At 45.8% G+C, this 25,627-nt stretch carries 22 protein-coding genes; 8 read left to right on the forward strand and 14 right to left on the reverse strand.

Features of this window, described 5'->3' with window-relative positions:
* Positions 1 to 32: 32 nt before the first annotated feature.
* From EXU85_RS11005 to EXU85_RS11015, 3 genes are all read right to left on the reverse strand, one after another.
* Positions 33 to 1,811, reverse strand: coding sequence for a metallophosphoesterase family protein (locus EXU85_RS11005; protein ID WP_142772129.1), 1,779 nt, complete (start codon positions 1,809 to 1,811; stop codon positions 33 to 35).
* A gap of 69 nt (positions 1,812 to 1,880) precedes the next feature.
* Positions 1,881 to 2,672, reverse strand: a complete 792-nt coding sequence (locus EXU85_RS11010) for a queuosine precursor transporter (protein ID WP_142772130.1) — start codon at positions 2,670 to 2,672, stop codon at positions 1,881 to 1,883.
* 86 nt (positions 2,673 to 2,758) lie between these two features.
* Positions 2,759 to 4,168 (reverse strand): hypothetical protein, encoded by a 1,410-nt coding sequence (locus EXU85_RS11015; RefSeq protein ID WP_142772131.1) that lies wholly within the window; start codon positions 4,166 to 4,168, stop codon positions 2,759 to 2,761.
* A 217-nt stretch (positions 4,169 to 4,385) separates the two neighbouring features.
* On the opposite strand from EXU85_RS11015, the gene rbfA reads away from it, so the two are divergent.
* Both rbfA and EXU85_RS11025 read left to right on the forward strand, forming a co-directional pair.
* Positions 4,386 to 4,763: a 30S ribosome-binding factor RbfA gene (gene rbfA, locus EXU85_RS11020; protein ID WP_142772132.1), complete on the forward strand. Its 378-nt coding sequence runs from the start codon at positions 4,386 to 4,388 to the stop codon at positions 4,761 to 4,763.
* A gap of 98 nt (positions 4,764 to 4,861) precedes the next feature.
* Positions 4,862 to 6,073, forward strand: coding sequence for an FtsX-like permease family protein (locus EXU85_RS11025; protein ID WP_142772133.1), 1,212 nt, complete (start codon positions 4,862 to 4,864; stop codon positions 6,071 to 6,073).
* A 27-nt stretch (positions 6,074 to 6,100) separates the two neighbouring features.
* Here EXU85_RS11025 and EXU85_RS11030 read toward each other — a convergent pair whose 3' ends face one another.
* The 6 genes from EXU85_RS11030 to EXU85_RS11055 all read right to left on the reverse strand — a co-directional run bounded on the left by EXU85_RS11030 (position 6,101) and on the right by EXU85_RS11055 (position 11,642).
* Complete coding sequence (locus EXU85_RS11030) at positions 6,101 to 7,207, reverse strand: mevalonate kinase (protein ID WP_246859515.1); 1,107 nt, start codon at positions 7,205 to 7,207, stop codon at positions 6,101 to 6,103.
* Between the two features lie 2 nt (positions 7,208 to 7,209).
* The gene (locus EXU85_RS11035) at positions 7,210 to 7,437 is read right to left on the reverse strand and encodes a type II toxin-antitoxin system MqsA family antitoxin (RefSeq protein WP_246859516.1); all 228 of its coding nucleotides are present in this window, start codon (positions 7,435 to 7,437) and stop codon (positions 7,210 to 7,212) included.
* A complete protein-coding gene (locus EXU85_RS11040; protein WP_142772134.1) occupies positions 7,434 to 7,751 on the reverse strand; it encodes a DUF4258 domain-containing protein in 318 nt (105 codons plus the stop codon). Before EXU85_RS11040 ends, EXU85_RS11035 begins: the two co-directional genes overlap by 4 nt.
* A complete protein-coding gene (locus EXU85_RS11045) occupies positions 7,751 to 8,971 on the reverse strand; it encodes a sugar MFS transporter (RefSeq protein ID WP_142772135.1) in 1,221 nt (406 codons plus the stop codon). The genes EXU85_RS11040 and EXU85_RS11045 overlap by 1 nt, the downstream gene beginning before the upstream one ends.
* A 92-nt stretch (positions 8,972 to 9,063) precedes the next feature.
* The gene (locus EXU85_RS11050) at positions 9,064 to 10,440 is read right to left on the reverse strand and encodes a Gfo/Idh/MocA family protein (protein WP_142772136.1); all 1,377 of its coding nucleotides are present in this window, start codon (positions 10,438 to 10,440) and stop codon (positions 9,064 to 9,066) included.
* Positions 10,441 to 10,535: 95 nt separating this feature from the next.
* Positions 10,536 to 11,642, reverse strand: coding sequence for an MBL fold metallo-hydrolase (locus EXU85_RS11055; RefSeq protein ID WP_142772137.1), 1,107 nt, complete (start codon positions 11,640 to 11,642; stop codon positions 10,536 to 10,538).
* 275 nt (positions 11,643 to 11,917) lie between these two features.
* On the opposite strand from EXU85_RS11055, the gene EXU85_RS11060 reads away from it, so the two are divergent.
* Both EXU85_RS11060 and folE read left to right on the forward strand, forming a co-directional pair.
* The gene (locus tag EXU85_RS11060) at positions 11,918 to 12,379 is read left to right on the forward strand and encodes a 6-carboxytetrahydropterin synthase (protein ID WP_142772138.1); all 462 of its coding nucleotides are present in this window, start codon (positions 11,918 to 11,920) and stop codon (positions 12,377 to 12,379) included.
* Positions 12,342 to 13,076, forward strand: coding sequence for a GTP cyclohydrolase I FolE (gene folE, locus EXU85_RS11065; RefSeq protein WP_142772139.1), 735 nt, complete (start codon positions 12,342 to 12,344; stop codon positions 13,074 to 13,076). The genes EXU85_RS11060 and folE overlap by 38 nt, the downstream gene beginning before the upstream one ends.
* Positions 13,077 to 13,198: 122 nt before the next feature.
* Here the strand turns inward: folE and EXU85_RS11070 are convergent, their stop codons facing one another.
* Positions 13,199 to 14,125, reverse strand: coding sequence for a sugar phosphate isomerase/epimerase (locus EXU85_RS11070; protein WP_142772140.1), 927 nt, complete (start codon positions 14,123 to 14,125; stop codon positions 13,199 to 13,201).
* A 169-nt stretch (positions 14,126 to 14,294) separates the two neighbouring features.
* On the opposite strand from EXU85_RS11070, the gene EXU85_RS11075 reads away from it, so the two are divergent.
* The 3 genes from EXU85_RS11075 (at position 14,295) to EXU85_RS11085 (ending at position 17,073) form a co-directional block, all read left to right on the forward strand.
* Positions 14,295 to 15,242, forward strand: a complete 948-nt coding sequence (locus EXU85_RS11075) for a threonine/serine dehydratase (protein WP_142772141.1) — start codon at positions 14,295 to 14,297, stop codon at positions 15,240 to 15,242.
* A 15-nt stretch (positions 15,243 to 15,257) separates the two neighbouring features.
* Positions 15,258 to 15,665, forward strand: coding sequence for a GNAT family N-acetyltransferase (locus tag EXU85_RS11080; RefSeq protein ID WP_142772142.1), 408 nt, complete (start codon positions 15,258 to 15,260; stop codon positions 15,663 to 15,665).
* Positions 15,666 to 15,741: 76 nt separating this feature from the next.
* The gene (locus EXU85_RS11085; RefSeq protein ID WP_142772143.1) at positions 15,742 to 17,073 is read left to right on the forward strand and encodes a sorbosone dehydrogenase family protein; all 1,332 of its coding nucleotides are present in this window, start codon (positions 15,742 to 15,744) and stop codon (positions 17,071 to 17,073) included.
* Between the two features lie 81 nt (positions 17,074 to 17,154).
* Here the strand turns inward: EXU85_RS11085 and EXU85_RS11090 are convergent, their stop codons facing one another.
* Together EXU85_RS11090 and EXU85_RS11095 are read right to left on the reverse strand one after the other, a co-directional pair.
* The gene (locus EXU85_RS11090; protein WP_142772144.1) at positions 17,155 to 18,876 is read right to left on the reverse strand and encodes a hypothetical protein; all 1,722 of its coding nucleotides are present in this window, start codon (positions 18,874 to 18,876) and stop codon (positions 17,155 to 17,157) included.
* The gene (locus EXU85_RS11095; protein WP_142772145.1) at positions 18,866 to 19,474 is read right to left on the reverse strand and encodes an RNA polymerase sigma factor; all 609 of its coding nucleotides are present in this window, start codon (positions 19,472 to 19,474) and stop codon (positions 18,866 to 18,868) included. Before EXU85_RS11095 ends, EXU85_RS11090 begins: the two co-directional genes overlap by 11 nt.
* Positions 19,475 to 19,649: 175 nt before the next feature.
* Here EXU85_RS11095 and EXU85_RS11100 point away from each other — a divergent pair, with 175 nt between their 5' ends.
* Complete coding sequence (locus EXU85_RS11100; protein WP_142772146.1) at positions 19,650 to 20,354, forward strand: SGNH/GDSL hydrolase family protein; 705 nt, start codon at positions 19,650 to 19,652, stop codon at positions 20,352 to 20,354.
* 68 nt (positions 20,355 to 20,422) lie between these two features.
* On the opposite strand, the gene EXU85_RS11105 is transcribed toward EXU85_RS11100, so the two are convergent.
* Together EXU85_RS11105 and EXU85_RS11110 are read right to left on the reverse strand one after the other, a co-directional pair.
* The gene (locus tag EXU85_RS11105) at positions 20,423 to 21,604 is read right to left on the reverse strand and encodes a glycoside hydrolase family 88 protein (RefSeq protein WP_142772147.1); all 1,182 of its coding nucleotides are present in this window, start codon (positions 21,602 to 21,604) and stop codon (positions 20,423 to 20,425) included.
* A 200-nt stretch (positions 21,605 to 21,804) separates the two neighbouring features.
* Positions 21,805 to 25,623 (reverse strand): P-loop NTPase fold protein, encoded by a 3,819-nt coding sequence (locus EXU85_RS11110; RefSeq protein ID WP_142772148.1) that lies wholly within the window; start codon positions 25,621 to 25,623, stop codon positions 21,805 to 21,807.
* Between the last annotated feature and the right edge of the window lie 4 nt (positions 25,624 to 25,627).

The following is a 25,627-nucleotide window of genomic DNA, read 5'->3' on the forward strand; positions in this document are numbered from 1 at the left end:
AGAAGTCAACGAAAATGAAGGCTGTGTCGTGTTCAATTAGCCAGGTATAACTTAGCCTGAGCTCCAAGCTGCAACTTAATGCCTGGATCGTAGGTAACCTTTTGCGCATGAACTTGCGTATTCGTAGGAATGCTCACGATGTGTTTCAATTGAAGTGCATCGCTGCCAGTCGGTACCCGATTGCCAGACCAGATCGCGGGGTCATTCCAGTTGCCCGACTTGAGGGTGAACATAGACCCCGCACTAATCACGGTGAATACATCCTGCACGCAATGTTTACTATCGTGTACAACATAAGTACTAGTGATGCCAGGCGCTGGATTGACAACTACCGAACGGCTCGATGCTGAAAACCCTCCGTTTGTGGGACTGCTCCACTGGTAGTCGCTGATGTAGGATGCCGTAAGCGTGATTGACTGCCCGATAGGTACCGTCAGGGTTTGAGCCAGGCCCACATCTTTCATAATAGTAAACTGGTCGCTGATGGAGTAAGATGAGGGCGGGTTAGGCTGTATAAACTTAGCATCCAGTCGATTATCTTCAACGTCAAAATAAAATGAACCGCCTGCCAACCGTTCTGTAGAGACCATGACAGGGTGGGGGCCAACGTATGGATTGTAGCCCAGTGCACCGGCCGAACCAGCCACTACATAAACGGTTCCCTGTTTCTTTTTCGCCGAGCTACTCTTGTAGAGACAGGAGTTGGCTGACCCATCATATCGTCCGGTGCTGTTATCTTTCTGAAAGCGGTATGCATCTGGATTTGACGTAAAATCACTGGAAGGGCCGTACTGGTCATGAATTGGGTATGAGCGCTCATAATTATGACTGTGGCCAAGCATGACAAGATCGACCCCATACTGTTCGAGAATGGGATTGATAAACTGGCGAACAGCAATTAGGTCAGGATCAGTATCCGAGTTGTGGGCTCCATGGCTGTAAGGGGGAAAATGCTGGTAAACGATTTTCCATTTTTGGGTAGTTGCCGCCAGATCCTGTTTTAACCAGGCAACTTGTGGATGGTTAACGGTATCGGCAAAAAAACGCCTTTCGGTGCCGTTAACGTTTCGGGTACCAAAACCATCCAGCATGATAAAATGAATGGGCCCATAATCAAAGGAATACCACTCTTTGGTTCCTGACGGCACACCACCTGCTTCGGCATTAGTAGGTAAACTGAAAATCGAGAAATACGGAATATTATGTGATGCTGCCAGTGCTGCACTATTGTTGTAATCGTGGTTCCCCGGCACGGCAAACAGCATCGTATTTTTCATCATATTAGTTTGATACGGCTCGAAGAAATTCGTTTGATAGGCCGGATCATCCCCATCATAGGAATTATCACCAATCAGCATCCAGAGGTCCGTTGGCGTATTGCCCCGAAAATTGAGAAACGCATCCCGAACGTTTGTCTGGTTGTTGTTGGGATTCATCCCACTGTCGCCGAAGGAGGCTACCCGGATTTTGCGCTTCGTATTGTTGAGAGGAGCCGTAAGGAAGTAGTTGTCGTTTCCTTGCTGGAGTACTTGGGTAGTGGTGCCCACGCTGTAGAAATAGTGGCTATCAGGTGTTAAACCAGACAGACGAATCTCATGCTCAGTGGTACTGGTTGATTCGCTAACATTTGCAGAGAGGTTATCCGATGATAAGCCGTAAGCAACTCGTCCTACGGTTGGCACATCGGTTCGCCAACGGATGGAAACCGCGGTTTGGGCTCCCGATTGCAGGTAGGGCCCCCGTGTAATCGTTTGTGCACTAGTCGTTTTACTAATTAACCAAAAGCAACTCAAGACGAAAAACGTTCTCACAAGATTAGATGATTAGCCTGTTTTTTTACATAAATGATGGTTTGGGTGGATAGTTGAAATTAGTGAGGCCTACATAAATGAGCTCATGGCCGACTCATTGGCTAGTTCTTCGGCGTGCTCTTTACCCAGGTAGCGATCAATAAAATGGTGGGCTACGTAGAGCAGCGGTGTTAATACAATGGCCGATGTGGCTTTGTAGATGTAGTTGATAATACCGACTGCCAGTACCTGGGTCAGTGACCAGTTCCCGAAAATATAAAAGGCAATGCCTAGCACCACAAATGAATCGACCAACTGCGATACTAATGTTGAGCCAGTTGCCCGAAGCCATATTTTTCGGCTACCTGTAATTTTTCGGAGTGAATGAAATACGTATACATCCAGGATTTGCCCGATCAGGAAGGCCGTCAGCGAACCAATGATAATCCCCAGCCCCTGCCGAAAGATCATCTGAAACGCATTATTGATATTGATTGCGTTTCCGGCCGCGTCTTTGGCGTTTACATCAAGCCAGAACTGAGCGGGTGGAAGCGTTGTAACGGCATAAATAATCAGGAAACTATACCCCACGAAACCGGCCGTCAGAAACGAAATTCGCCGAACACCCGCTTTACCAAAATATTCGTTGATAATATCGGAGGTGATAAATACAAACGGCCAGATAACGGCCCCTGCTGTGAGGTTAAAATCGAGTATAAAGTCGCCAAAGAGATGGATTTGCGCCGGTTTGGTGCCCAGTAGTGCTTCGACCGAAAAGATTTTAACGCCAATGATTTCGGCGATGAGCGCATTGGTTAGAAACACGGCGCTCAGAAAGATGTACAGATTTGTTCGTTTATTGGTAAATGTGTAGGAAGGCATAATGATTTTCGATGTACGATCTACGAATTACGATTTTTTTTCCTGCGTCAGCAACAAATCGTAGATCGTAATTCGTAGATCGTACATCATTTTCGTTTGTACACGTCTGCAACCGCTGTTTTTTCGTACTGCGTTGCTAAACCAGGAGCGCGCTGAAATAATTTCCCCACTACATTTTCTCGATCTACAATATAGTCGGGTGGATCTTTTCGGAAATGGTCGAATACGTTAATGACGGCTTCGTAATTGTCTAAATTTTTTAGATCGTATTTTGCCAAATCCCAGTTGAGGTACGGAGTCGCCAACTTGTTTTGCCGGTAAGCACTCAGGTCTTCACCGATAATTAATACATGTCGGTTCTTGATGTCATCGGGGAGAGGTGATGGCTGAACCTGTAAGCTACTCAGCCGACCTAGTTCGCCCCCCGGTATGAGCCCCAATGCGCCTTGATAAAATAACAGCAGAATCAGTATAACCGCAGTCAGAAAGGTCATCTCCGCGAGCCAGGCTCTACGGATACCCTCAAAATAAAAATAGGTAAAGTAAGCCATAGGAGGCACAAAGCTCAAAAAAACCATCGGCGCCAGAAAGGGCATCAACCCAATTGTTAATACGGCAATGACAAACCAGATGGCCATAATCTGCTGTATCCGCTGCTGAAAATTTACATACCTGCCTCCTCGATTGAGCAGACTTAGGAAGCCTAAAACGCCCAGTCCCAATGGAATCAGTAACGAAGCCAGCAGCGATTGAAAATCAGATAAGGAGTACTGCCGTACCCGGAATACCGACGAGAGCAGGTTTCGATTGAAATCGTCGAGGCTATCGTAGAGGTAATAGAACAGGACTGTGGCGGCAAATGGAAACAGGAATCCAAATAACGAAAGCGAATACTGTCGAAAAGTAGCTCCCGTATAAAAAAGCAACGACAACGTAGCCCAGATAATGAACAAGGCCGAGGGTAAATAGAATAACGCAGCGATACCAATATAAAAGCCTACTTCAAATACTTCGTCGGTAGCCCCCCGCCGATCCATCTGTCGGATGAGCGTACCAAAGGCCAGGAGCAAAAAGCTGGTCGACATGAGTACGGGAGAAAGCGTCAGGCAATCGAATGAAATATGCATGAACAGCATGTATATCAGCCCCGGCCAGAATGAGCGGTCGGGGTAGAGATCGCGGTTGTTGGCCAGATAGTTGAAATAAACGATCTGGAATACCGATACCAACAGTGCAGTCCCGTGTAATGCCAATGGCGACCGGCCAAACAGTCCATCGATTCCCCAATAAACCAGCGCTGAAAGTGGGCTAATACTATCCCAAATGTCGCGATAGAGCAAATTCCCCTGATTAATCTGCTCGCCCACAATCATCCAGTTCAGTTCAGGTATTAGCAGAGGGAATGGATGCAGCAGGAGTGGCAACCGAATTACCAGCAGAAGCCCGAGTAAGCTGACGTATTGGTAAGGAAAATACGATTGAAAAAAACGAAGCAAGATCGTAATGAGTTAGTAAGTCGATAAGTCAGTAAGTTGGTAAGTAGCTGACCACACCAGCGAAAGCAAAAACGTGCGTCAGCCACTTACCGACTTACCGACTTACCGACTTACTAACTCATTAACTTACTAACTTCCTGCCTGTAAAATTACAGTCAATTTCGGCAGAACGGAAAAATGGGTGGATATTTGCAAAATAGTTTAAGTACCGAGTAGTATGGAATCGAAACGACAGCAGAAAGTAGCCCGGCAATTGCAGAGAGATTTGAGTGAAATTTTTCAGCGCGATGTGCCGCATTTATTCAACGGAGCCTTTATAACCGTTACCAGCGTGCGCGTTTCGCCCGATTTGAGCGTAGCCCGGGTTTACCTGAGTTTTCTGGCTACTAAGAATAAACAGCTTTTGCTGGAAACTATTCAGGAAAAAGGAAAAGTGCTACGACAGCATCTTGGTGAGCGTGTTCGTCATCAACTCCGCATTGTACCCGAGCTGAATTTTTATTTAGATGACACGGCCGAATACGCTGATAAAATGGATAAACTCTTCTCTGGCCTGGAAATCCCACCCGCACCAGCGGAAGATGAGGATGAGTAATTGGTGAAGTTGTGTAGTAAGTGAATGGGTGGAGTACGTTTAAGCGCACTCTAACCAACTTACTTCACTTATTTCAGTTACTCTACTTTCTACTACTTATGAATCTTCCTGCCTGGATTGCCCGTCGGTATTTTTTCTCCCGTAAGAAACGTAGTTTCATTAGCTGGTTGTCTATTCTGTCGATGCTCGGTGTAGGCATTGGTACAATGGCGCTGGTTGTGGTACTATCAGTCTTAAACGGTATGGAAGAGTTGAATCGGGAAGTATTTAAAACGTTTGAGGCCGATATGACCATATCGGCCAAACAAGGTAAGCGGTTCCTGGCTCCCCCTGCCTTAGTAACCCGTTTGCAGAAAGTACCGGGTGTGCATTTTCTGACGTCTGTAGCACAAGATAATGCGCTCGGTCGCTATGCGAATGGCACAACCGTTGTGAAGCTTAAAGGGGTGGATGACAATTACCTTCAGCGCGAGCAGCTCGACTCGGCTTTGCTGGAAGGGAAACTGTTGTTACGTCAGAATGGTATCAACTATGCTATTGTGGCGGATGGGGTGCGCACAGACTTGAGTATTTCGCCAGTTGATATTCTGACACCACTGGAAATTCTGTATCCCCAAAGCGGACAAAGTTTTAGCGTATTAAACCCCGACGCCTTTAATCGGGAATCCCTAACGGTAGCGGGTGTATTTTTCATTGAATCGCGCTACGATAATTTTGTTTTGGTTCCCCTGACGGTAGCCCGTTCGTTATTTAGTTATAAACCAGAGGAAGTAACAAGCCTTGAACTACAACTTCAGCCCGGTGCCAACGAACAGTTGGTTAAGCAAGCGTTGCAGAACGTAGTTGGCGATAAACTAAGTGTGCAAACCCGCGATGACTTGAACGTAGATCTCTATCGGGCTATTTACGTCGAAAAATTATTCGTAGGTCTAACGCTTTCGTTTATCATTCTGGTGGCTTCGATCAATATCTTCTTTTCGCTATCCATGTTGGTGATTGAGAAAAAAGCTGACATTCGGATTTTGTTCGCTCTTGGGGCAACAAGGAACATGATTCGGCGGATTTTCCTGACCGAAGGAGCGATTATAGCGTTAACAGGAGCAATTACCGGACTGGTACTGGGCGTATTGATTTGTTTAGCGCAAGAGAAATACGGATTTATTCGGATGGGAACGGTCAGTTCAATTATTGATGCCTACCCAGTACGTCTTGATACTCGGGACATTATCCTGACCGGTATTCTCGTTGTCCTGATGACCGTACTCACTTCCTGGTTTCCTGCACAACGTGCCGCGAACAGCCAGCAGTAATGTTTGTAATAGCGTAGTATAGCAAGCTCAACGCTCAACAGTTGTTCCGGCATCAACTGAAATGACGTAGGCTTTTCCGCCTTCCCGCTCAATGGCTTCCGCAACTTTTTCGGGCTCATTGGGTGCATAAACAAACATACAGCCTCCCCCTCCCGAACCGTTAATTTTTCCGCCGAGAGCACCCGCGTTCAGAGCTGCATCGAGCATACGGTCAATTTTAGGTGTGCTAATGCGTTGGGCTTCGCGTAGATTGGTTTGGTGGTTGGTCAGAAGCTGACCGAATCGTACGTGATCAAGACCCGTGGGAGATTTCAAAACGGTCAGTGCATCGCGCAGAATATCTCGGTTCTCAATATTGCCTTTGAGCAGAATGTAGTCGTCTTTGCTCAAAACGTCTTTGAACTCAACAACTTCGGTAATCTCGGACTCAAACAACGAAAAAGTCGGGTTGATAGCCTTTAATTTTGCTACTATATCGAGCATGCCGTACTTCACCCGCTTCAGAATGCCAATTGTATCTTTGGGTTCCTGCGAGTCGCCCAGAACAAACGTGCCTAAGGCTGGACTAAGTTTTTCAAGCCGAATTTTCGGTTGCGATTCCAGGTAAATCACATGCCCAACGGCAGTAGAATAATGATCCATCATACCACCCGGTTCACCAAATTCCAGGACTTCGGCTACGTAGGCCAGTTCTGCCAACTTCTCCTGAGAAAGCTGCCGGGGCTTATCTGCTAAGAGAGCAAGCACATTGAGCCAGGTAACTAATAAGGCTGATGAACTTGATGTACCGGAGTTTATGGGAATATTCCCATGTACTTCGCCCTCAATTCCTTTTGAAAAGGAGAAGCCTTCCCGAAGCAAAACATTAACTGCCGATCGGAAATAATCACGGATTTGCGGATAGGGAAGCGGTTGCCCATCAAACGGAATACTAACCGATTCACCAATATCGGGAAGGTTCAGCCGAAAGCCAGTTTGCTCAGATTGGCACGCCTTTATCTGAATTCGGCGCGAGATGGCAGCTGCAATAACTGGCAGCCCTAAGTAATCCTGATGTTCACCAAAGAGACAGATGCGTCCGGGTGTTGATACGGTTTGCTCCTCTATTTCGGTAGGAGATATGATTGTTGACAAACTCAAAGCGACAATACTTCTAATTGATGTTTTTTCTGGCGCGCTTCCAGAACAATATTTTCTAGTTGTTGCGCTGTTTGATTATCGATCCATTCTTCTCCGCATTGATTGCAAATCATAGCTGGAACATGACGAACAACAACTAATCCGTCTCCCGAATCAACACTATAGGTAGTACGACCAGCTTCTTTGTGACCTCCACACATAGGGCAAATCTTAGATGTTGTCATTGCTTCTTTGTCTTATAATCTGACTCAAACACCTCAAGTGATGGCTCGTAAACTGTAATGATATACACCATCTCCTCTACACTATCATAAGAAACTACTGTATGTAAAGGCCGGGCATGTATCCATCCAAACATTAATATGCTTGGAAAAGGTCGATCATCAATGTAAGATCTAATTACCTCACCCGAATGCAGTATTTGCAGAACATCACGTTGAAGAATATTACGTTCTGCTAATCGCTGAAGGGTATGTTTTCTCCAGTTGATATTGCCTTTTTCAACAGCTAGACGTAGCTGCTCAAGGTTAAATAACATTACCAACTCGACTTTTTGTAGCCTACGGTAGCGTAGTACAGAATAAAGCCAAATAGCGGCAGCAGTAATCCGTACGCCATTTTAGGGCTAACTGCGTCGGTGAGATAGCCATGTAGCAAGGGTAGCAAAGCGCCACCCGAAACTCCCATAATTAGTAGAGCTGAGCCAAGCTTGGTGAATTTGCCAAGTTGATTCAAAGCTAATGGCCATATAGCGGGCCATATCGGCGAAATTGCAAAACCCAGCAGGGCAACACACATTATGGAAGTAAAGCCACTAGTTAGAATAGCACCTGTTGTTAGAATCAAAGCCAGAATTGATCCAATGCGAAGCGCCATTTGTTGTGATATAAATCGGGGAATAGCCACGATGCCAAGTATATACCCCGCTAGTAAGCCATAGAGCGTATATGTGGTAAAATGTTTGGCCTCGTCATTGGAGAAGCCAATGGCCAAGCCATAGTTGATAATTGTGTCGCCTGCTATGACTTCAGCCCCTACATAACAAAATAGCGTCAGAACACCCAGGACCAAGTTTGGGAACTGCCAAATACTAGTACGTTGTGTTAACTCAGCAGGGGCATCGTCCTGTTCTTCCGACACCTCTGGCATGTTCGAGTACCGAATCAGAATTGCTAACATGACTAGAATACCCGTTAGAATAGTGTATGGTATAACTAATTTCTCCAGCGCTACTGCCCCGGAAATAGTGTTGGAACCTGTTAATAACAATCCACCAAAAATAAGCTGACTGAATATGCCAGCCAGTTTATTAGAAACACCCATAATGCTAATGCGCTGGGCAGCACTCTCTCGCGGGCCAAGAATCGTTGCGTAGGGATTTGACGCGGTTTGCAAGACGGTGAGACCAATGCCAATCAGGAATAGGCCACCCAGAAAAAGCGGGTATGAAACAGCTTGAGCAGCTGGTATGAAAACGATAGTACCAAGAGCCATAACGACCAGTCCTATTGACATGCCATTTTTAAAGCCAGTGCGTTTCAATAAAGCTGACGATGGAATAGCCATCAGCGTATACGAAATGAAAAACGCGAAGGTAACTAGATTGGACCCTACAGTGCTTAAGCTGAATGCCTGCTTAAAAAAAGCAATCAGTACACTATTGAGCCATGTCATGAAGCCAAAAACAAAAAAGAGAGTACCAATAATAAGTAGTGGGCCAACGTAACTCTGGGTTTTAGGCGGGGCAGTAGGTGTCATCGATTAATTCGTAAGTTAGAGCAGGTAGGGGAACTGATTTTTAAAATTTTTTACAAATTATAAAGAGAAATTGACTTATCGTCAACTACGCTTTAATAGTTGTCGCCGAGACCAAAAATCGGCTTGTTGGTTTTCCACTTTCCACGGGTGAAATCAGGAATTTCAATGGGTTTGCTACCCCCAGCTATACTCTGTTCTGACAATGGGCTAATGGCACTCCAGACTGCTGCGTCATATACATCTATAGGTGGAGCGGTCTTCGCTTTTATTGACTCAATGAAGGCCCGAAGTACAAAAAAGTCGATGCCACCGTGACCTGCGTTTTCGGCGGTTTGGGCGTGGCGTTTCCAGAGTGGGTGATCATATTTTTCCTGATAGGGGGCAAATGGCTCCCAGCTATGGGCTTTCGGGCTGACACCTTCCAGGTAAATCATATCGTTGTCGTCCATCCAGATGCCATTTGTACCCTGCGCCCGGAAACCAAGCGAGTAGGGGCGAGGAGAGTTTGTGTCGTGAATGATAACGATATTCTCACCATTGGCACACTGAACTACTGTAGTTACCACATCGCCCAGCTTAAAGTTAACCTTGGCGTTCGGATGGTCCGGTCCCCCTTTGTCGACAACGTATTTGTGAAGGCCCCGGCTTTTAGTGGCTGTACTGGTCAGGTGGGTAAAGCGGTTACCCCGGTTAATATCGAGCCAATGAGCTACTGGGCCGAGTCCATGGGTAGGGTAAATATCGCCATTACGATCAACCGAGTGCTGGGTCCGCCAGTGAGCTTCTGAGTATCCTTTTGCGCCAAACTCGGCACCAACGCCCCCAATGGATTTGCCATCGTTGAATTTGATGTTTCGTAAATCGTGCTGATAACCGCAATGCGCGTAGGTCATTTCGCCAAACATGCCCTTCCGAATCATGTTCAGCACCGACAGCACATCGCGTCGGTAGCAGACATTCTCCAGAATCATGCAATGCGAACCCGTTTTCTCGAATGTATTAACTAAATCCCAGGACTCTTTGAGCGTTACCGTCGCTGATACTTCCACGCCCGCGTATTTGCCCGCCTGCATGGTGGCTACGGCCATCGGAACGTGCCATTCCCAGGGTGTCGCAATGACAACCCCGTCAATATCGTCGCGTTTAAGCATCTCCCGAAAAGCCTCATCCCCTTTTGTATAAGCGACCGGGAGTTTCCGCCCCTTTTTTTCGATCATCGCATTGGTGCGGCTGATTGCTTCGGGGGCAGGATCGCAAATAGCCGTTATCTCAACATCATCGCGGAAGAGCGCCTGGTCAACATGACTGCGTCCTCGTGCACCAACACCGATAAACGCCAGCCGAACTTTTGGATCAGCTGATTTATCCGAACGAGACTCGGCATTTGTTAAAATAGTTGGAAAAACAGAGGTTGCTGCGCCCGTAAGGGCGGCTGTTCGAATAAATTCACGACGGGTAGGCGATTGCATAAAGGGACAGTTGCGTATAAAACGATTGACCTGTCAAAGAACGAGATTTCAGGTCAAAAAACATACGCCAGTGCCGTTTTACCCAATTTTCTGTATTAGAAATTCCACCACACGGCTCTTGGGTAGGACGCGTTCAACACAACGGGTTCACCAATCTTGGGGGTTGTTACGTCGAAACCTTCTTTGTCCGCTTTTTTGAGTAGCCGTTCAATGGGTTCGTTCCAGGCGTGCATGGCTAGGGAAAATTTGGCCCAGTGCACAGGGAGTAAAGTTCTTGCCCGTAGATCCTGGGCAGCAGTAATGACTTCTTCGGGCATCATATGGATGTTTGGCCAGTCTTTACCATACTGCCCGCATTCGAGAATAGCCAGATCGAACGGGCCGTACTGATCGCCAATGGTCTGAAAATGTTTGCCGTAGCCTGAATCGCCCCCCAGAAATAGTTTGTAGCCGTGAAGGTTCAGCACGAAGGAAGTCCATAGGGTTTTTCCTCGTGCAAAACTGCGGCCCGAAAAATGCCGGGCAGGGGTGGCTGTCAGGTCAATACCGGGTGCAACGGGCTGATGTTCCCACCAATCAAATTCCACGATCCGATCGGCCGGAACACCCCAGCGTTCGAGGTGGGCACCCACACCTAAAGCGGTGTAGAATTTCTTGACTTTAGGAATCAATTTCGTAACGGTCTCATAATCGAGGTGATCGTAGTGGTCGTGGGAAAGAACCAGATAATCAATAGCAGGCATGTCGTCGACGCTATATACATCCGTTCCCGGAAACGACTTGCCGAAAAACGATACGGGCGACGCATGGCCGCTGAATACAGGATCGACCAGAAGGGTCACGCCTTTTGATTTGATCAGGTAGGATGAATGGCCAAACCAGACGATTGTTGGTGTTGAGTCCCCCAAAGCTTTCAGATCTGTTTTAATGGACGGAAGAGGCAGGGGTGGAATGTTATTTTTATCTTTTTGAAAGAAATCACGCATCAGCCCCGCATACGACGCATCTTCGCGCATCACTTCGGTTGGTTCCAGATTCTGAAATGAACCATCCTTGTAGTTCGGGGAGTGTTTGATTCGGTCTAATCGGGTCTCGGCTGGATTGCGGCCGAAGGTGCTTTGTTGCATAAAAAGCAGCGTTGCTACCACTAATCCAGTCAATATAAATGCAGTAAATATCATGATGGTTCGAAAGCGTTTCATGGGGTCACAACGGGTGCAGCCCTGGACCGGTTCCTGATAGCCGAAGGTTTTTATGGGTGGGAACGTTAGCGGATAAGCGGATGTTATTATCCAGAATCGGAGCCTTTCTTGTTTAATCTTTTATGTAAAAGGTTGAACAAAAATAGAAGAGAACCGGTTATTAAAGCATCAATCGCATACGAAAGGGCGTCTTGGCTACACGCTCCGCTGTCTGCCTGTGTTGTACACAAACTTTGTAACGACAGGTTGATTGAACCATTTTTCAATTCATTTTTATGGACACTTCTGGAACGGAAGTTCCCCGAATCAACACGCTCAGCACTAGTGGTCAGCGCGTTGCCGTATTTCGGAAAGAACATTTTAACGCGGCACATCGTCTGAACAACCCAAATTGGTCAGATGAAAAAAATACCCGTGTGTATGGTAAATGCAACAATCCCCATTTTCATGGTCATAACTATGAGCTGATTGTGCAGGTTGTTGGCCCGATTGATCCTGAAACGGGCTACGTAATTGACATGAAGCATCTTGGCGACCTTATGAAGGAACATGTCCTTGATCGCTTCGATCACAAGAACCTTAATCTTGATACCGATGAATTCGCCGATTTAAATCCGTCGGCCGAGAACATTGCCATCGTTATCTATACCATTTTACGCAATCAGCTAAGCGAGGGCTTAGATCTTAAAATCAGACTGTATGAAACTGAACGGAACTTCGTCGAATACCCCGTCTAATGGCCATGCGCTAAATGGACATGGACACCATAGCGACGAATTAGTGGATGAACTCGGCGATGATCATGGAACAAGTTCTATTGACACACCGATGCGTGATGATGCGTTTGCCCTTGATGATGACCTGAAAATGGAGTTAATTGAAGAGCATTTTCGCGAAATTATGAATATTCTGGGCCTGGATCTGACGGACGATAGTTTGAAAGGCTCGCCCCGGCGCGTTGCCAAAATGTATGTGAAGGAGATTTTCAGCGGTCTGAATCCAGCAAACAAGCCCAAATCAACGCTGTTCGACAACAAGTTTCAGTACAATGAGATGCTGGTTGAAAAAGACATCACCGTTCAAACGTACTGCGAACACCATTTTGTGCCCATTATTGGTAAAGCCCATGTGGCTTATATTTCCAGTGGGAAAGTAATTGGTCTTTCGAAACTGAACCGGATTGTGGAGTATTTCTGCAAGCGTCCTCAGGTTCAGGAGCGTCTGACGATACAGATTGCCGATGAACTGAAGCGTGTCCTGGAAACAGAGGATGTTGCCGTCATTATTGATGCCAAACACCTTTGCGTGTCAACGCGTGGAGTTCGTGATCTGAATAGCACAACCATCACCTCGTCTTATAGCGGCAAGTTTGAGCAGGAAGCCACCCGGCAGGAATTGCTTCGGTATGTAGCTCAGCCAAGTGTAGGACTTTAATGATAGTGTCATTACTAGTCAGGCCTTGTCAATAGGTTGCCATTTATTGTAAACAGCATATGCCTGTATATACAACGAATGACAACCTAATGACAAGGCCTGACTAGTAATGACAAATTATTTTATACCGTTGGCCCTACGCGTTCGAGTATTGCTTTTGCCTTACGGATACCTTCATACTCCTCAAGACCATCGCCTTCGTATTCGATGCCAATGGTTCCTTTAAAACCGCTGTCTTTCACAATCTTCATGATGCGATTATAGTCAGTTTCAACGCAGTTACCATTTGCGTCGAAGTCGTAGAATTTAGCTGATGCACCTTTCGCAAATGGCATTAGCTCGGCTGTTCCCTTATAGCGATCGTATTCTTCCAGACAGGCGTGCCCCTGGCCATGTTTGATGCAGAAATTGCCAAAGTCGGGGAGGGTGCCCACGTTTTTCATTCCCACCTGTTTCATCACACCGGATAGCCATTGGCCATTTGATGAATAACCACCGTGGTTTTCAACGATGACGTTGATATTCATGGTTTTGGCGAACTCACCTAATTTGCTTAAGCCTTCAACGGCAGCTTTGGAAACTTCCTCGGCAGTGCCTTGCCCGGCAGCATTAACCCGGATGGTTTTACAACCCAGGTACTTGGCACATTCCACCCATCTGTGGTGATTTTCAACCGCTTTCATCCGTTCAGCAGCATCGGAAGCGCCCAGGTTTCCTTCTCCATCGATCATAATCAAGTGGTTCGTAATCCCATTGTCTTTGCAACGGGTTAGCAAGTCGTTGAGATAGGTTTTGTCCTGTGCTTTGTCTTTGAAGAACTGGTTCACATACTCAACAATGCTGATATCGAACTCTTTACGCGCAATGCCTGGAAAATCCAGGTTCGTAATTTTCTTACCGAACAGTGCTTTGTGTAATGACCACTCAGCCAGTGAAATATCGAAGAACATTTTTTTTGTGGGTGCTTCAGCAAAAACAGCTGGCATAACAGCCATACCTGCCAGCGAGCCAGCAGCTTGTTTCAGGAACGAACGACGGTTGGTAGTCATAACGTAACAGATTTAGCGAATTAAGGTTGGGGAAGTAAACGGCTACTTCGGTTGGTAAAGTACTAAATTAGCTGGAAGTTACTCATTTGATGCAATGAGCGAGCAATGGTTTATAAGGGGCCAAGCTTTTTTCTTCGTAATTTGCCCGCATCTGTAGTCTTAAAGCCTGATGATTTCATTCGATACTATACGGGAGGCCCACGACCGAGTTCGGCCTTATATTCACCGCACTGCCGTGCTCACGAATCAAACTATTAATGACCGGGTCGGGGCCGAACTGTTCTTTAAATGCGAGAACTTTCAGAAAATAGGAGCTTTCAAAGCACGTGGTGGTCTCAATGCAGTTTTACAAGTTGTTCAGAATAAGGAAGGTAACGCCATAACAACGCATTCGTCGGGTAATCATGCACAGGCGGTTGCCTTTGCCGCTCGCCAGGTTGGTCTTCCCGCGTACATTGTGATGCCACGCACCGCACCGCAAGTGAAAAAAGACGCGGTTCATGGCTATGGTGCAGAGATCATTGAATGTGAACCAACCCTCGAAGCGCGCGAAGCTGGCGTTCGTGAGGTGATGGAACGAACAGGTGCCGTATTGGTTCACCCCTTCGACGACGACCGCGTGATTGCCGGGCAGGCTACGGCTGCCAAAGAGTTGATAGAGGATGCCGGAACGTCTGTACCATTCGATATAATTATGGCACCAGTTGGTGGGGGAGGACTACTTAGTGGTACAGCTTTGACCACTCATTACCTATCCCCAAAAACCCGTGTTATTGCCGGAGAGCCCGAAGGTGCCGCCGATGCCGTACTGTCATTTCAAAGCGGACGAGTAGAGAAAGCACCTTATATTAATACCATTGCCGATGGGCTCATGACAACCCTGAGTGAGCGAACACTGGCCATTATCCAGTCGCATGTTATGGATATTCTGACTGTTTCCGATGCTGAAATTATAGCGGCTATGCGACTCGTTTGGGAACGGATGAAAATCGTTATCGAGCCATCGAGTGCCGTTCCATTGGCCGCCGTTCTGAACTACAAAGAGCAGTTTGCCGGCCAAAAAATCGGCATTATTATAACGGGAGGGAATGTCGATTTAGGAAAATTGCCGTTTTGACTTTGTTCGTAAAACATGATTTTAATTCGTTCCATCACGCCTGAGCAAACCTACCCGTTGCGGCATAATGTACTCTGGCCCGACAAACCTTTTGAGTATGTGAAGGTAGAAAACGATGCGGATGGCTATCATTTTGGGGCATTTCTGGAAGATGAGCTGGTTGCCGTAATCTCACTATTTGTTAACGACAAAGACAGCCGATTTAGAAAATTTGCTACTCGGTCTGATTGTCAGCGGCAGGGAATTGGTACGCTTTTATTAAACCATGTCATTGATGAAGCAAAACGGTTGAGAGCTATAACTCTCTGGTGTGATGCCCGGCTTGAAGCGGCAGATTTCTACCGTCGATTTGGTATGGAAGCTGTGAGTGAGGTATTCTATAAAGGGCCTATTCCGTACGCTAAATTTTCCCGAGCCTTGTGAGAATAACAGCTTTACAGGCCAAGCCATAACCAAATGAATGTACAGGCAGTTGAGTAAAGGTACAATTTACTCAACAATGAAAACAACCACATATCTGCTGACAGGCGTTGCGCTGTCGGCGCTATTTCTGAGCTGCAATCAGAAAAAAGACGCTAACCAGACTGGTGAGACGGTTACTACCGTCGATACAATAATTAACTTACCTGCGCCTTTCGCGACTAAATCGGCGAAAAACTTTAGTAATGTTACCGGCTGGCCCGAAGGCAAAACTCCCCAGGCACCAGTGGGCTTTACAGTTACGGAGTTCGCTCGTGATTTGGATAGCCCCCGCTGGATATATGAGGCTCCTAACGGCGACATCTTTGTAGCGGAAGCGAATACAGAACGAGACGGGGCCAAAGAAAAGGTCATTAATGCGGTAACCGGACGGAATAAATCCGAGCGGGAAGGAACCAGCGCCAATCGTATCACGATTTTCCGGGATACGAATAAAGATGGGAAACCTGATTTACGACAGCCATTTCTATCGGGTGTTGATCGGCCATTTGGCATGCTTGTTCTTGGTAACAGTTTCTACGTTGCTGGTACAGGTGCGTTAATGCGCTATGATTACAAACCGGGACAAACCAAGATAACGGCTCCCGGTAAGAAAATCCTGGATCTACCCGTTGGCGGCTACAACAACCACTGGACCCGAAATTTACTGGCCGGCCCCGATGGGAAGAAGATTTATATTACGGTTGGGTCAGGTAGTAACGTTGGGGAGCATGGGCCTGAGAATGAACTCCGCCGGGCTAATATTTTGGAAATCAATCCCGATGGTTCCGGTGAACGCATCTACGCCAGTGGTTTACGGAATCCCGTTGGTATGGGGTGGCAACCCACAACAAAGGTGCTCTATACGGCTGTTAACGAGCGTGACGAATTAGGTGATGACCTCGTACCAGATTATATGACGAGCGTGAAAGAGGGCGCGTTTTATGGCTGGCCTTATTCCTACTACGGACAAAATGAAGACCCTCGTCGGAAAGGTGAACGACCAGATTTAGTTAAGAAAGCCCTGGTGCCCGATGTGCCGCTTGGATCGCATACGGCTTCGCTTGGATTAGCTTTTTATGACAAAACGACGGGGTCACGCTCGACATTCCCCGAAAAATATCAAAACGGAGCCTTTATTGGACAGCATGGCTCCTGGAATCGTTCGCAACTCGTTGGTTATAAAGTCGTTTTTGTGCCGTTTAAGGACGGGAAACCCGGCAAGCCTGAAGATTTTTTAACCGGCTTTCTGGCGGGGAATAACAAAGACGTACACGGTCGACCCGTTGGCGTGACTGTACTTTCTGATGGATCAATGCTTGTAGCTGACGATGCTGCCGGGCGTATTTGGCGGGTATCAGCGGATAAGTAAGTATAAAATAGAGCGCTGATTTTTAGGATCTATCTATTACTCTAATTAGATAGACCCTAAAAATCAGCGCTCTATTCGTATTTAAAACTGGTACAGTAATCTAGCCCTTAGACTGACAGTTGTTGTATTCCGCCAGTTTTGGTCTGGCTGCATCGTTTGTGCATTGCTTTGCAGGGGTAAATTAAGGGTAGGACTTCCCTGTAGCGCCCAATGTCTACTGTGCCATTCAATACCAGTTCCCAGCGATAGGGTATTGATTAAATTAATCGACTGGGTTTTGTTGACATTTACCTGAGCAAAATCAATGCGATTTTGCTGGAAAGGGGGTAGGGGCAGCCGGCAATAAAACGTCACATTTTCTGTGTTCTGCAGATTTAAATAGGTACTAACGGTTGGTAGTAATGAGAGCGACTGGTTAAGCGGAATCCGATAACCAAGGCTTACTGGGATCTGATACCGTGTTTGACGGGTATCAATATTTAATATATCACGGAATTGATCAATTCCTGGACCAAATTCCTTTTTGAAATTACGATGTGTACGATCTTCGAAGTCATCGTCATTGGTAAACTTATTCGTATACGTCGCCTGGACAAATCCAACGCCAACGGTCAGATGCTTGCCCAGAAGCACTTCACCAAATGCACCTGCGTTCCATAAACCAGAGGCTAGTTCACCACCTACACCTAGCCGGAACTGGATTGGTAGTTGCTTAACAGGCTGGCTGGCTGGAGCCGTTTGTACCTCATCAATAACCGCTGGAGTCCAGGCCTTTCTTATTCGATTTGCTCGCTGAGCCAACATGCCATTCCAGTTAGCGGTTTTTGCCGATAAAGGGCGACTGGTAGCCAGTTCGTAACTGGCTGATGTACCACTCATAGCAACTGACTGCTCGGTTTTGGATTGCTGAGTTTGCTCGACCGAGTTAACTAGGTTTGTAGCCCTGTCTGAATAGTTAGTTTTAGGACTCCGACTATTCGTCACCATGCCGCTAGCTGGATTGGTCTGGTAAACTTCATTTTTATTTGAATACCGACCTTTCCTGAGCCGACGTTCACGGCTGGTATTGGCAAGTGGATTCGCCGATTTATCCAGCGTAACCGAAGGAGTAACGTTGTTTTCAGAACTGGTTATAGAGGTATTTTTTTCACTGGTTAAGGGAGTAGAGGAAACGCCATAGGAATCAGTTTTCTGGTTGTTAGTTAGGTTAGTAGGTTGGCGTGATGGGCTCGTAGAAACAGACGATCGACTTGTTTCCGCATATCGTTGATCAGGCGGAGTTTCTGTTCCCTGCAATGCCCGTTCATCCACAGTCTCTGATCGTGAACGGGCAGGTGGCGTAACATAGCGGGTTATGTAAACAGTATCCCGTTCACCAGAAATCCCTTGTTTCTGATTCAACGATGGCATTGATTCACGGCTTTGCACGGGCAACGGCTGACGAGCACCCTCTGTTTGGGATAGTGTCGACTGTTCCTGTCCGGGTAAGGTAGGAGCTGCCTGCGTTGAATCAGGCTTTTGTTTGAGTTGACCTATCGCCTGACGCAGGTTGTTAATTTCAGCCCGTTGCCAGATGCTAAAGGCTACCAACACAACGGTACTGATAGTTGCAGCCGCCATGAGCCAGGGGTGCGATGACCAGATACTCTGACTGAAGGGTTGCCCTGTGCCGCCTGAGCCGGGTTGGGGCGGACTAGCCTGCTGAAGCGTGGCTTGCATCCTCGTCCAGTCTTTTTCGGTAAATTCCGGCCGAATACTTTCCAGTTTTCGCCGGATAATATCGGAAAATCGGTCAGTTTTCATGATATGGAATGGTGGCACCAGGGCCAGAATTTTCGTAAAATGGATAAGCTTGTTTGATGAGTACCTGTAACTTCTGCCGGGCGCGGGCGTAGTTCGAACGCACAGTAGCCTCGTTATGGCTCAATATACCGGCAATTTCGTGGAGGGTGTAGCCATCCACTACGTGCATCATAAATACGGTCCGGTAGGTTGGTGTTAGTTGCTGAACCAGGGCCAGAATCTCTTCAGCAGCAATCTGATCAACAATATTCTCATCGAAGGCTACCTGTTCGCCCGCGTCCAGCGATGTGTGTTGTTCAAACCGATGATTTTTGCGATAGTGACTAATCGCCGTATTTACCAGAATTGTCCGCAGCCAGGCTTTAAATGGTAATGTTTCATCATAACTATCTAAATGCTGAAATGCTTTCAGAAATCCTTCGTTTAGTACATCTTCGGCTTCCTCACTACTTGAGGTGTAGCGCAGGCAGATACTCTTTGCATAGCCAAAAAACTGCTTGAACAGCGTTCGTTGGGCTCGCGGGTCGTTTACGCGACAAGCCCGAATAACGCTTAGCAGATCATTATCGGCGAAGGAAGACGATTTTCGGAAAAACAAAGTTCGATCGGATTTACGTTAACAACCTGACACTACATAGACTACGCGTTCCCAACGTATAACGTTGCAATTATTGTTTAGGTTGTTAATAATTTTTCTGTGTCCATTGCCACAGTTAGCCAGGCTGTTACGTAAAGGTAGGAAACGGGTTTATTCGCCCCGTTTTTATTGACTGATGAACGTGTTGGTAATTGGCGATGAACATACCTATGGCTTCGGCCTGTCGGGAGGAAACTTAAGTTTCGTAGGGCATTTTATTCGGCAGGTTAGCCGAGCCGGGCAACCCGTGTCGGTAGAAGCCTATGCTCATTTAACGATGGCGCAGATGTCGTCTACGCTGGCGCAACTACCCCTCAGCCGTTTCGACTTAATTGTTCTTCAACTTGACCATCGGATTATTCAGCCCGCCGTCTTCGACTCGGTGAATGTGCCTTGTTTGGCGACACCGGCGTTACCACAGTCACTGACATTGCAATCTAGGGATACAGAGGCTGGGCAACTTAGCTCATTCAAGGCAATGAGCACCTTATTACGTTCTTTCGTTCGGTCGCGCGACAAAATGGCCTTGTCTGTTTTGCTGAAACAGTTACGCCCCTTCCGTCATAATGTTTTGATACTGACTCCGTTTCCGAATCGGGATCGGATTAACCAGTGGGTTCGGCAACGGAGCCGCAACTTATTGTTACAGGAAGCGGAAAATCAATTGTTCAGTGTATTTGATTCCGATTTAGTAATTCGCCCAGAAGAAGAGTATTTTTTGGCAAATGACCCACAACATCTTAATGCTATCAGCCATGAACTATTAGGGCATTCCTTGTTTGACTTTTATTTGTCGGCTCCAACTATTGTAACAATTCAGGCTATTCGGCGCTATTACTAGATAAAGTTTTGACAGGATGAACAGGATTATTAATCCTGTTCATCCTGTCAAAACTCTTTTATACCAAATTACGACCGGAACGCTGATTTTTTCTGGAGCGCATCATAGCGGAGTAATGCTTCTAGGTAGTAATAATCAGCGTAAATGATTGGCGTATCCACTTCACTCTTTTGGGGTTTATGCCCTACGCTGTGTTTCAGAATAAAGTTATTATTCTCGCCCAAATTAGCTTTGTAAGCTGGGCTGGACAGGCTTTCCAGCATCTTCACCGCTGATTGGTAATACGTCTTGGCCGATGGACCGCCGTAGGTGCACAGCTCAAGTAAAGCTGAGGCTGTAATGGCAGCGGCCGAGGCATCCCGTTCTTCGTTGGGAATATTAGGCGCATTAAAGTCCCAGTACGGAACCTTGTCGGCGGGTAAGTTTGGATGACTCAGGTAAAAATCCGCAATGTGACGAGCGAAATCCAGGTACTTTTTGTCTTTTGTTTCACGATACATCACTGTGAAGCCGTATAAGCCCCATGCCTGTCCCCGCGCCCAGGCCGAATTATCGGCGTAGCCCTGCGCAGTTTTTTTAGCCGCCACAGTACCGTCAGGATTGTAACAAACGACGTGGTAGCTACTATAATCGGGCCGATAATGGTTTTTTATCGTATTATCGGCATGTGTGACAGAGAGGTTATAAAATTCTTTATTTCCCGATCGTTTTGCTGCCCAGAACAAGAACTCCAGGTTCATCATATTATCGATGATAACAGGATAATCATAGTTCTGAAATTTATTCCACGATTTAATTACCCCAACCTTTGGGTCGAAGCGGGTAGATAGTGACTTCGCACCCGTGAGTAATATGGGTGGGTACGTCTCATTTTTAGTCAGCCGATACCCATTACCGAAGGGGCAATAGAGCATGAAACCTAAGTCGTGGGTACCCGTATTGTATTGCTCTTTGGCCACAGCCATCGTCCATTTGTTAGCGGCAGCTTTCCAGACTGGCGCTTTGGTTCGTTCATAGATATGCCAGAGTGAGCCACCAAAGAAGCCACTGCACCACCAGTCCGATTTACGGTCGTCAGGTGTGCCGTCGGGCTTCGTAGACTGTGGGAATTTGGTAGTGTCGGGGTGACTTTTAAGCATTAGCTCATACTGTTTGGCAGCAAAGGCAAATTCTTTATCGACGTTTAAGGGTGTTTGAGCGAAGGCAACCGGCCCAAGTAATAGCAGAAAAAAATAGAGATAGCGTTTCATGCAGATTCGTGCGAAGAGCCAATGGTTGGTGAAAGATGGCCCAAAAGGAAAGAAGGAAAAAGAAGGAAATTTATAACCGATGAGAGCACTTTTTTGTAAAAATGATGGAAAATTGAATTAACTCTAAGAAGAGCGGCCAGCTAACCTTGCATATTTATTGTACTAGAACTGATGGTCAATTACATGATGAAAATTTCGACCTATCGGGATTCTGTCTCTCTTTTGCCGGGGATTTTTAGTCGATAGTTCTCCAGGGCGTAAGTACTGGTATAGAGTATATAGGAATGCCATTCTAATTGTTCGAGCCATAGCGCTTTGCGAGCTTCCGTTACCGCGGATTCTAGGGAATAGCCGTCAACTAATGCCTGATAAAATTCTTTTGTGAATAAAATAGCGGTCTTATCAGGTATGGGTTCCGTATTGGCAACAACGGCGGGTACCCCTTTTTTTACTAATGTTCCGGCAGTTCCAGTACTTACTGCACGGTCCACAGGGGTAGCCGTATGACAGGCGTTTAAAAAGGCAATATTAATTTTATATGTATCAAGTAGTACACTCAGTTGGTCAGTTTCCAGAAATTCGACAGCCCCATTCTCTTCATTTTCCAGTACGAGTTTGCCTTGTGCCCCATGCCCAATAAAGTGAAAAATTTGGGGTTGGAAAATACGGAGAGTTCGCTGTAATTTCTCAATGCTGGCATGTTCGAGAATGTATATTTCAACCTGGTTTCTGTCGACAGCCTCTTTTAAGGTGTTACTGATGATATCTCGTTCCTGGTTGTATTCCAAATAGGGCGCATCTTTAGGACTGGCAATGACCACTAAAATTTTGATAGGTGCGTCAAAGTCATTCTGTTTTCCTGCTTGTGCGAGCTGCGTATACCGTATTAAGGAAAACTTTTGTGTTATACTGATAAAGGTATTTTGTTCGGGCAGATACATCGTTTCCCAAGGAACGGGAAACAAGCTTTCGTCTTTTAATTGTAAAATTATCCGCAGTTTATCTGATGAAAGAGCGCTAATGAGTATTTCGTTTAGCGCTCTATTGTCTGTTTGCTTTCCGCCCAGTAAAGTGTTCCAGAGCCAACTTCCGAAATCTTCGGGATTTTCAGTAAGTTCTTCTGACAAACCTAACCCCCGGGTATTTATGCTTGATAGGACGGGTTTCTGAAAGCGGACGCGTCCCATTCTTGCTAAAATTTGCTCTGCATTGAGGATTGTGTTAGTCGTGGCCTCTTTTGTGTCAAAGCTTAATTTAACCGTATGAGTAGGTAGCTGTGCCGGTATAGGAGTTCCTAGTTGTGGAGGTTCAGTTGAGACTAGGGTTTCGACCGAAACCAAGAGGGACTTAAGCTGAGATTTATCACTGATTAGTGCTGGGGTGGAATTAGGTGTCGCAGTGAGTCCTGTCGTTTTTTCTTCATTAGGGGAGGCTTTAGCACTGAGTTGAGAAACGGCCAGATATTTATTGATTGCTATATCAGGCATGTCTCTGAACAAGGGTTCTAAGGCCAGAAAACGCGTTAAGGCCTCATCTTGCAGATATGTTTTCAGACCATTAAAGACGGGTAACGACTCCTGATCGAAGCCAGATTCAAGCGCTTTTAGAAACACGCGCCCATATAAGCGAGTTTTTTGGCCTAACTCCGGCCATTTATAGTCCAGATTATCTAGCTTAGCAATAGTGCGTAAGTTTTTGAAATAATTAATAGCTGTAAAGCGAAGCTCTAGACTTTTCGTAACAAATTCTTTTTCAGAGCTTTCCTTTTTATCCCAATTCTTATATAGATCGTAGGCAATTTTATAATTCTTGTTTTCACTTGTATTCTGAAATGTTGGATCTAATATTATCGCTGGCAACCCCTCTGCAATTGCTTGTTTGAAATAGATTACTTCCTGACGGAGTATGGTTGAAAGCCTAGGAAGTTTAATAAGTTGATCCTTCAGTTCCAAAAAGGAAATATGATCATTTTGGGATGTTGTCGGACTTGCTTTGGTAGCCTGTAATTGAGTTAATATTGTTTGCAGGCCTTCGGGAATTCCAGAAATATCTTTGTTATCTGCCAGTAAGAATTTTGGATTATCAACTAATTCTTCAAGCTCTATAACTGCCTGTGGCCATTTGTCATTTTCAGCTATTTGAAAAAAGTAGTCGTTTATTTCTGGAGGGTTATTTTGATGAAAGTCAACTAATCTTGCCAGATTGTCAATCATCATATTGCTAGCTAAGAAACCTACTTTCGATATCTCATAAATTCTCTTAAAAGTAGGATCAGACGTTTGGATCATTCCGTTCTGCAATGGACTTGTATGAGCGAATTTGGCGAATGTTGCCACCTGAACCGAATCGAAAGTAGAAAAAAGTGGTTCCTCATTGAAAATACCAAGCAAGGGCGATATATCAGTAATAATTTTATAAAGTGCTACGCATGAGCAGCTGTCTAAAGATTGGATTGCTTCGGGAATGGGGTTGTCTGGCTCTGTGATTTTAACCCACTTTTCCAGTTCAAGCATACTCTCTTTAAATTTCAAGGTGTCCAGTAACTCAGCTAATCTACAGATCTCTGAGGCACATGGTAAGGACCAAGCAGAGAGTTGTACCATTTTATTTAGAGCTTCCGTGTCATCGGGCTTACTCGTTGCTTTATCACTAGTAGGTTCGTTCAGCTTCAGCTGATACACCATAAAATTATACGTGAGTCGATTGCAGTATTGTTTTAGCCGACGAGGGTTACTGCCAATTGCTGCCTGAATTATATCAGTAGCAGGCATCCATCTGGGAAATTGAGCTGTGATAAAACTATGAGTTTGTTCACTTGTTTTAGGGGGAACCCGAATACCGAACTGAATGATTTTTTCGAAATATTCTTGCCCTTTTACCGCCAGAAGAGATTCTATTCTTGCCTGATCAATATTGCCAAATAGTTCTTTATACCGGAGCCGTAATCCTTGTCCGATTAGATTGTCATCAGCGGCAACAATAAATATGCAGGGGATATCATTGAGAAAGATTTTAATCGCTTCCAGAATGTCGAGAGCGACATCTGGCAGGCACCGATCCAGATCATCAACAAAGACAAAAATTTTTGTGTCCTTCGTTTGTTCATTGAAGATTTTACGCAATAGCCGACGAAACTCATCAATTGATTCGATCAACTTGCGGGTTGCTACATTTTTTTCTTTTTGAAAAACATTGGAAAGGTCAGGTTTGAATTCCATACCAAAAAGACTCCTCACTAACTTCACCAAGGGTGAAATAGTGCCTAGTGTTTCTAGGGCACCTTCTACAATTGTCGTCAGAGCAACTTCATGGTTAAATTGATATTGTAAGCCTGTGTCTTTGCTAATACTGCCATACGCTGTGTCATCCAGACTAGCGAGTATAGTTTTATAGTCGGCAAGGTCGTCTTTTTGTTCGGGAGGCCTTGAGAATATGACCAGGTCAGATGCTAAAAACTTCTTTAAGCGACCCCAGGTGGATTCTTGTGCAGGCTGTTCGATTACAGTTTCCTGCGGAAGCTTGGCCTTATAAAGCGTTTGGGTTATCTCTAATACCAGCGCTCGCCATATCGTATCAGACGTTGTATAAGGCCAGGCTGAAAAATAAATAAATTGAATGTGTTCCTGTGGTGAGAAATTTAGAATTTCATCGATTTGACCTCCCTGGAAATTGAGGTTTTGTAATTTCTCAGTGAGCAGCTCTTTTGTAGTATTGTGCTTTTCGTTTCCTGATAATTTTAATGAGAGTAATTCTCTTAGCGCAGCATTTGGTAAAGATGGGTGTTGTTTTGCCAGTAGATTTGTTAGTTTCTTTTCAGAAATTTTTTGTGTGAGATAATACTGGATTAATCGTACAAAACTGGTTTTACCTGCACCCCACTCGCCATAAATGCCAAGCGTGAAAGGGGGACTGGCTTGTTCGATAAAATGAGCAAGGTTTTCTGCATAAAGTCCTGCACCCAGAAGGTCGTTATCTGGTACTGTAACAGGTTCATCAAACTTTCTGAATTCGGTGCTCATTTAG

The organism is Spirosoma sp. KCTC 42546, assembly GCF_006965485.1.
Classification (GTDB): Bacteria; Bacteroidota; Bacteroidia; order Cytophagales; family Spirosomataceae; genus Spirosoma.

Coding starts and splice junctions, on each gene's coding strand:
- EXU85_RS11010 (WP_142772130.1), bottom strand. CDS start 2,672: ATGCCTTCCTACACATTTACCAATAAACGAACAAATCTGTACATCTTT.
- rbfA (WP_142772132.1), top strand. CDS start 4,386: ATGGAATCGAAACGACAGCAGAAAGTAGCCCGGCAATTGCAGAGAGAT.
- EXU85_RS11025 (WP_142772133.1), top strand. CDS start 4,862: ATGAATCTTCCTGCCTGGATTGCCCGTCGGTATTTTTTCTCCCGTAAG.
- EXU85_RS11035 (WP_246859516.1), bottom strand. CDS start 7,437: ATGACAACATCTAAGATTTGCCCTATGTGTGGAGGTCACAAAGAAGCT.
- EXU85_RS11040 (WP_142772134.1), bottom strand. CDS start 7,751: ATGTTATTTAACCTTGAGCAGCTACGTCTAGCTGTTGAAAAAGGCAAT.
- EXU85_RS11045 (WP_142772135.1), bottom strand. CDS start 8,971: ATGACACCTACTGCCCCGCCTAAAACCCAGAGTTACGTTGGCCCACTA.
- EXU85_RS11050 (WP_142772136.1), bottom strand. CDS start 10,440: ATGCAATCGCCTACCCGTCGTGAATTTATTCGAACAGCCGCCCTTACG.
- EXU85_RS11055 (WP_142772137.1), bottom strand. CDS start 11,642: ATGAAACGCTTTCGAACCATCATGATATTTACTGCATTTATATTGACT.
- EXU85_RS11060 (WP_142772138.1), top strand. CDS start 11,918: ATGGACACTTCTGGAACGGAAGTTCCCCGAATCAACACGCTCAGCACT.
- folE (WP_142772139.1), top strand. CDS start 12,342: ATGAAACTGAACGGAACTTCGTCGAATACCCCGTCTAATGGCCATGCG.
- EXU85_RS11070 (WP_142772140.1), bottom strand. CDS start 14,125: ATGACTACCAACCGTCGTTCGTTCCTGAAACAAGCTGCTGGCTCGCTG.
- EXU85_RS11075 (WP_142772141.1), top strand. CDS start 14,295: ATGATTTCATTCGATACTATACGGGAGGCCCACGACCGAGTTCGGCCT.
- EXU85_RS11080 (WP_142772142.1), top strand. CDS start 15,258: ATGATTTTAATTCGTTCCATCACGCCTGAGCAAACCTACCCGTTGCGG.
- EXU85_RS11085 (WP_142772143.1), top strand. CDS start 15,742: ATGAAAACAACCACATATCTGCTGACAGGCGTTGCGCTGTCGGCGCTA.
- EXU85_RS11090 (WP_142772144.1), bottom strand. CDS start 18,876: ATGAAAACTGACCGATTTTCCGATATTATCCGGCGAAAACTGGAAAGT.
- EXU85_RS11100 (WP_142772146.1), top strand. CDS start 19,650: ATGAACGTGTTGGTAATTGGCGATGAACATACCTATGGCTTCGGCCTG.
- EXU85_RS11105 (WP_142772147.1), bottom strand. CDS start 21,604: ATGAAACGCTATCTCTATTTTTTTCTGCTATTACTTGGGCCGGTTGCC.
- EXU85_RS11110 (WP_142772148.1), bottom strand. CDS start 25,623: ATGAGCACCGAATTCAGAAAGTTTGATGAACCTGTTACAGTACCAGAT.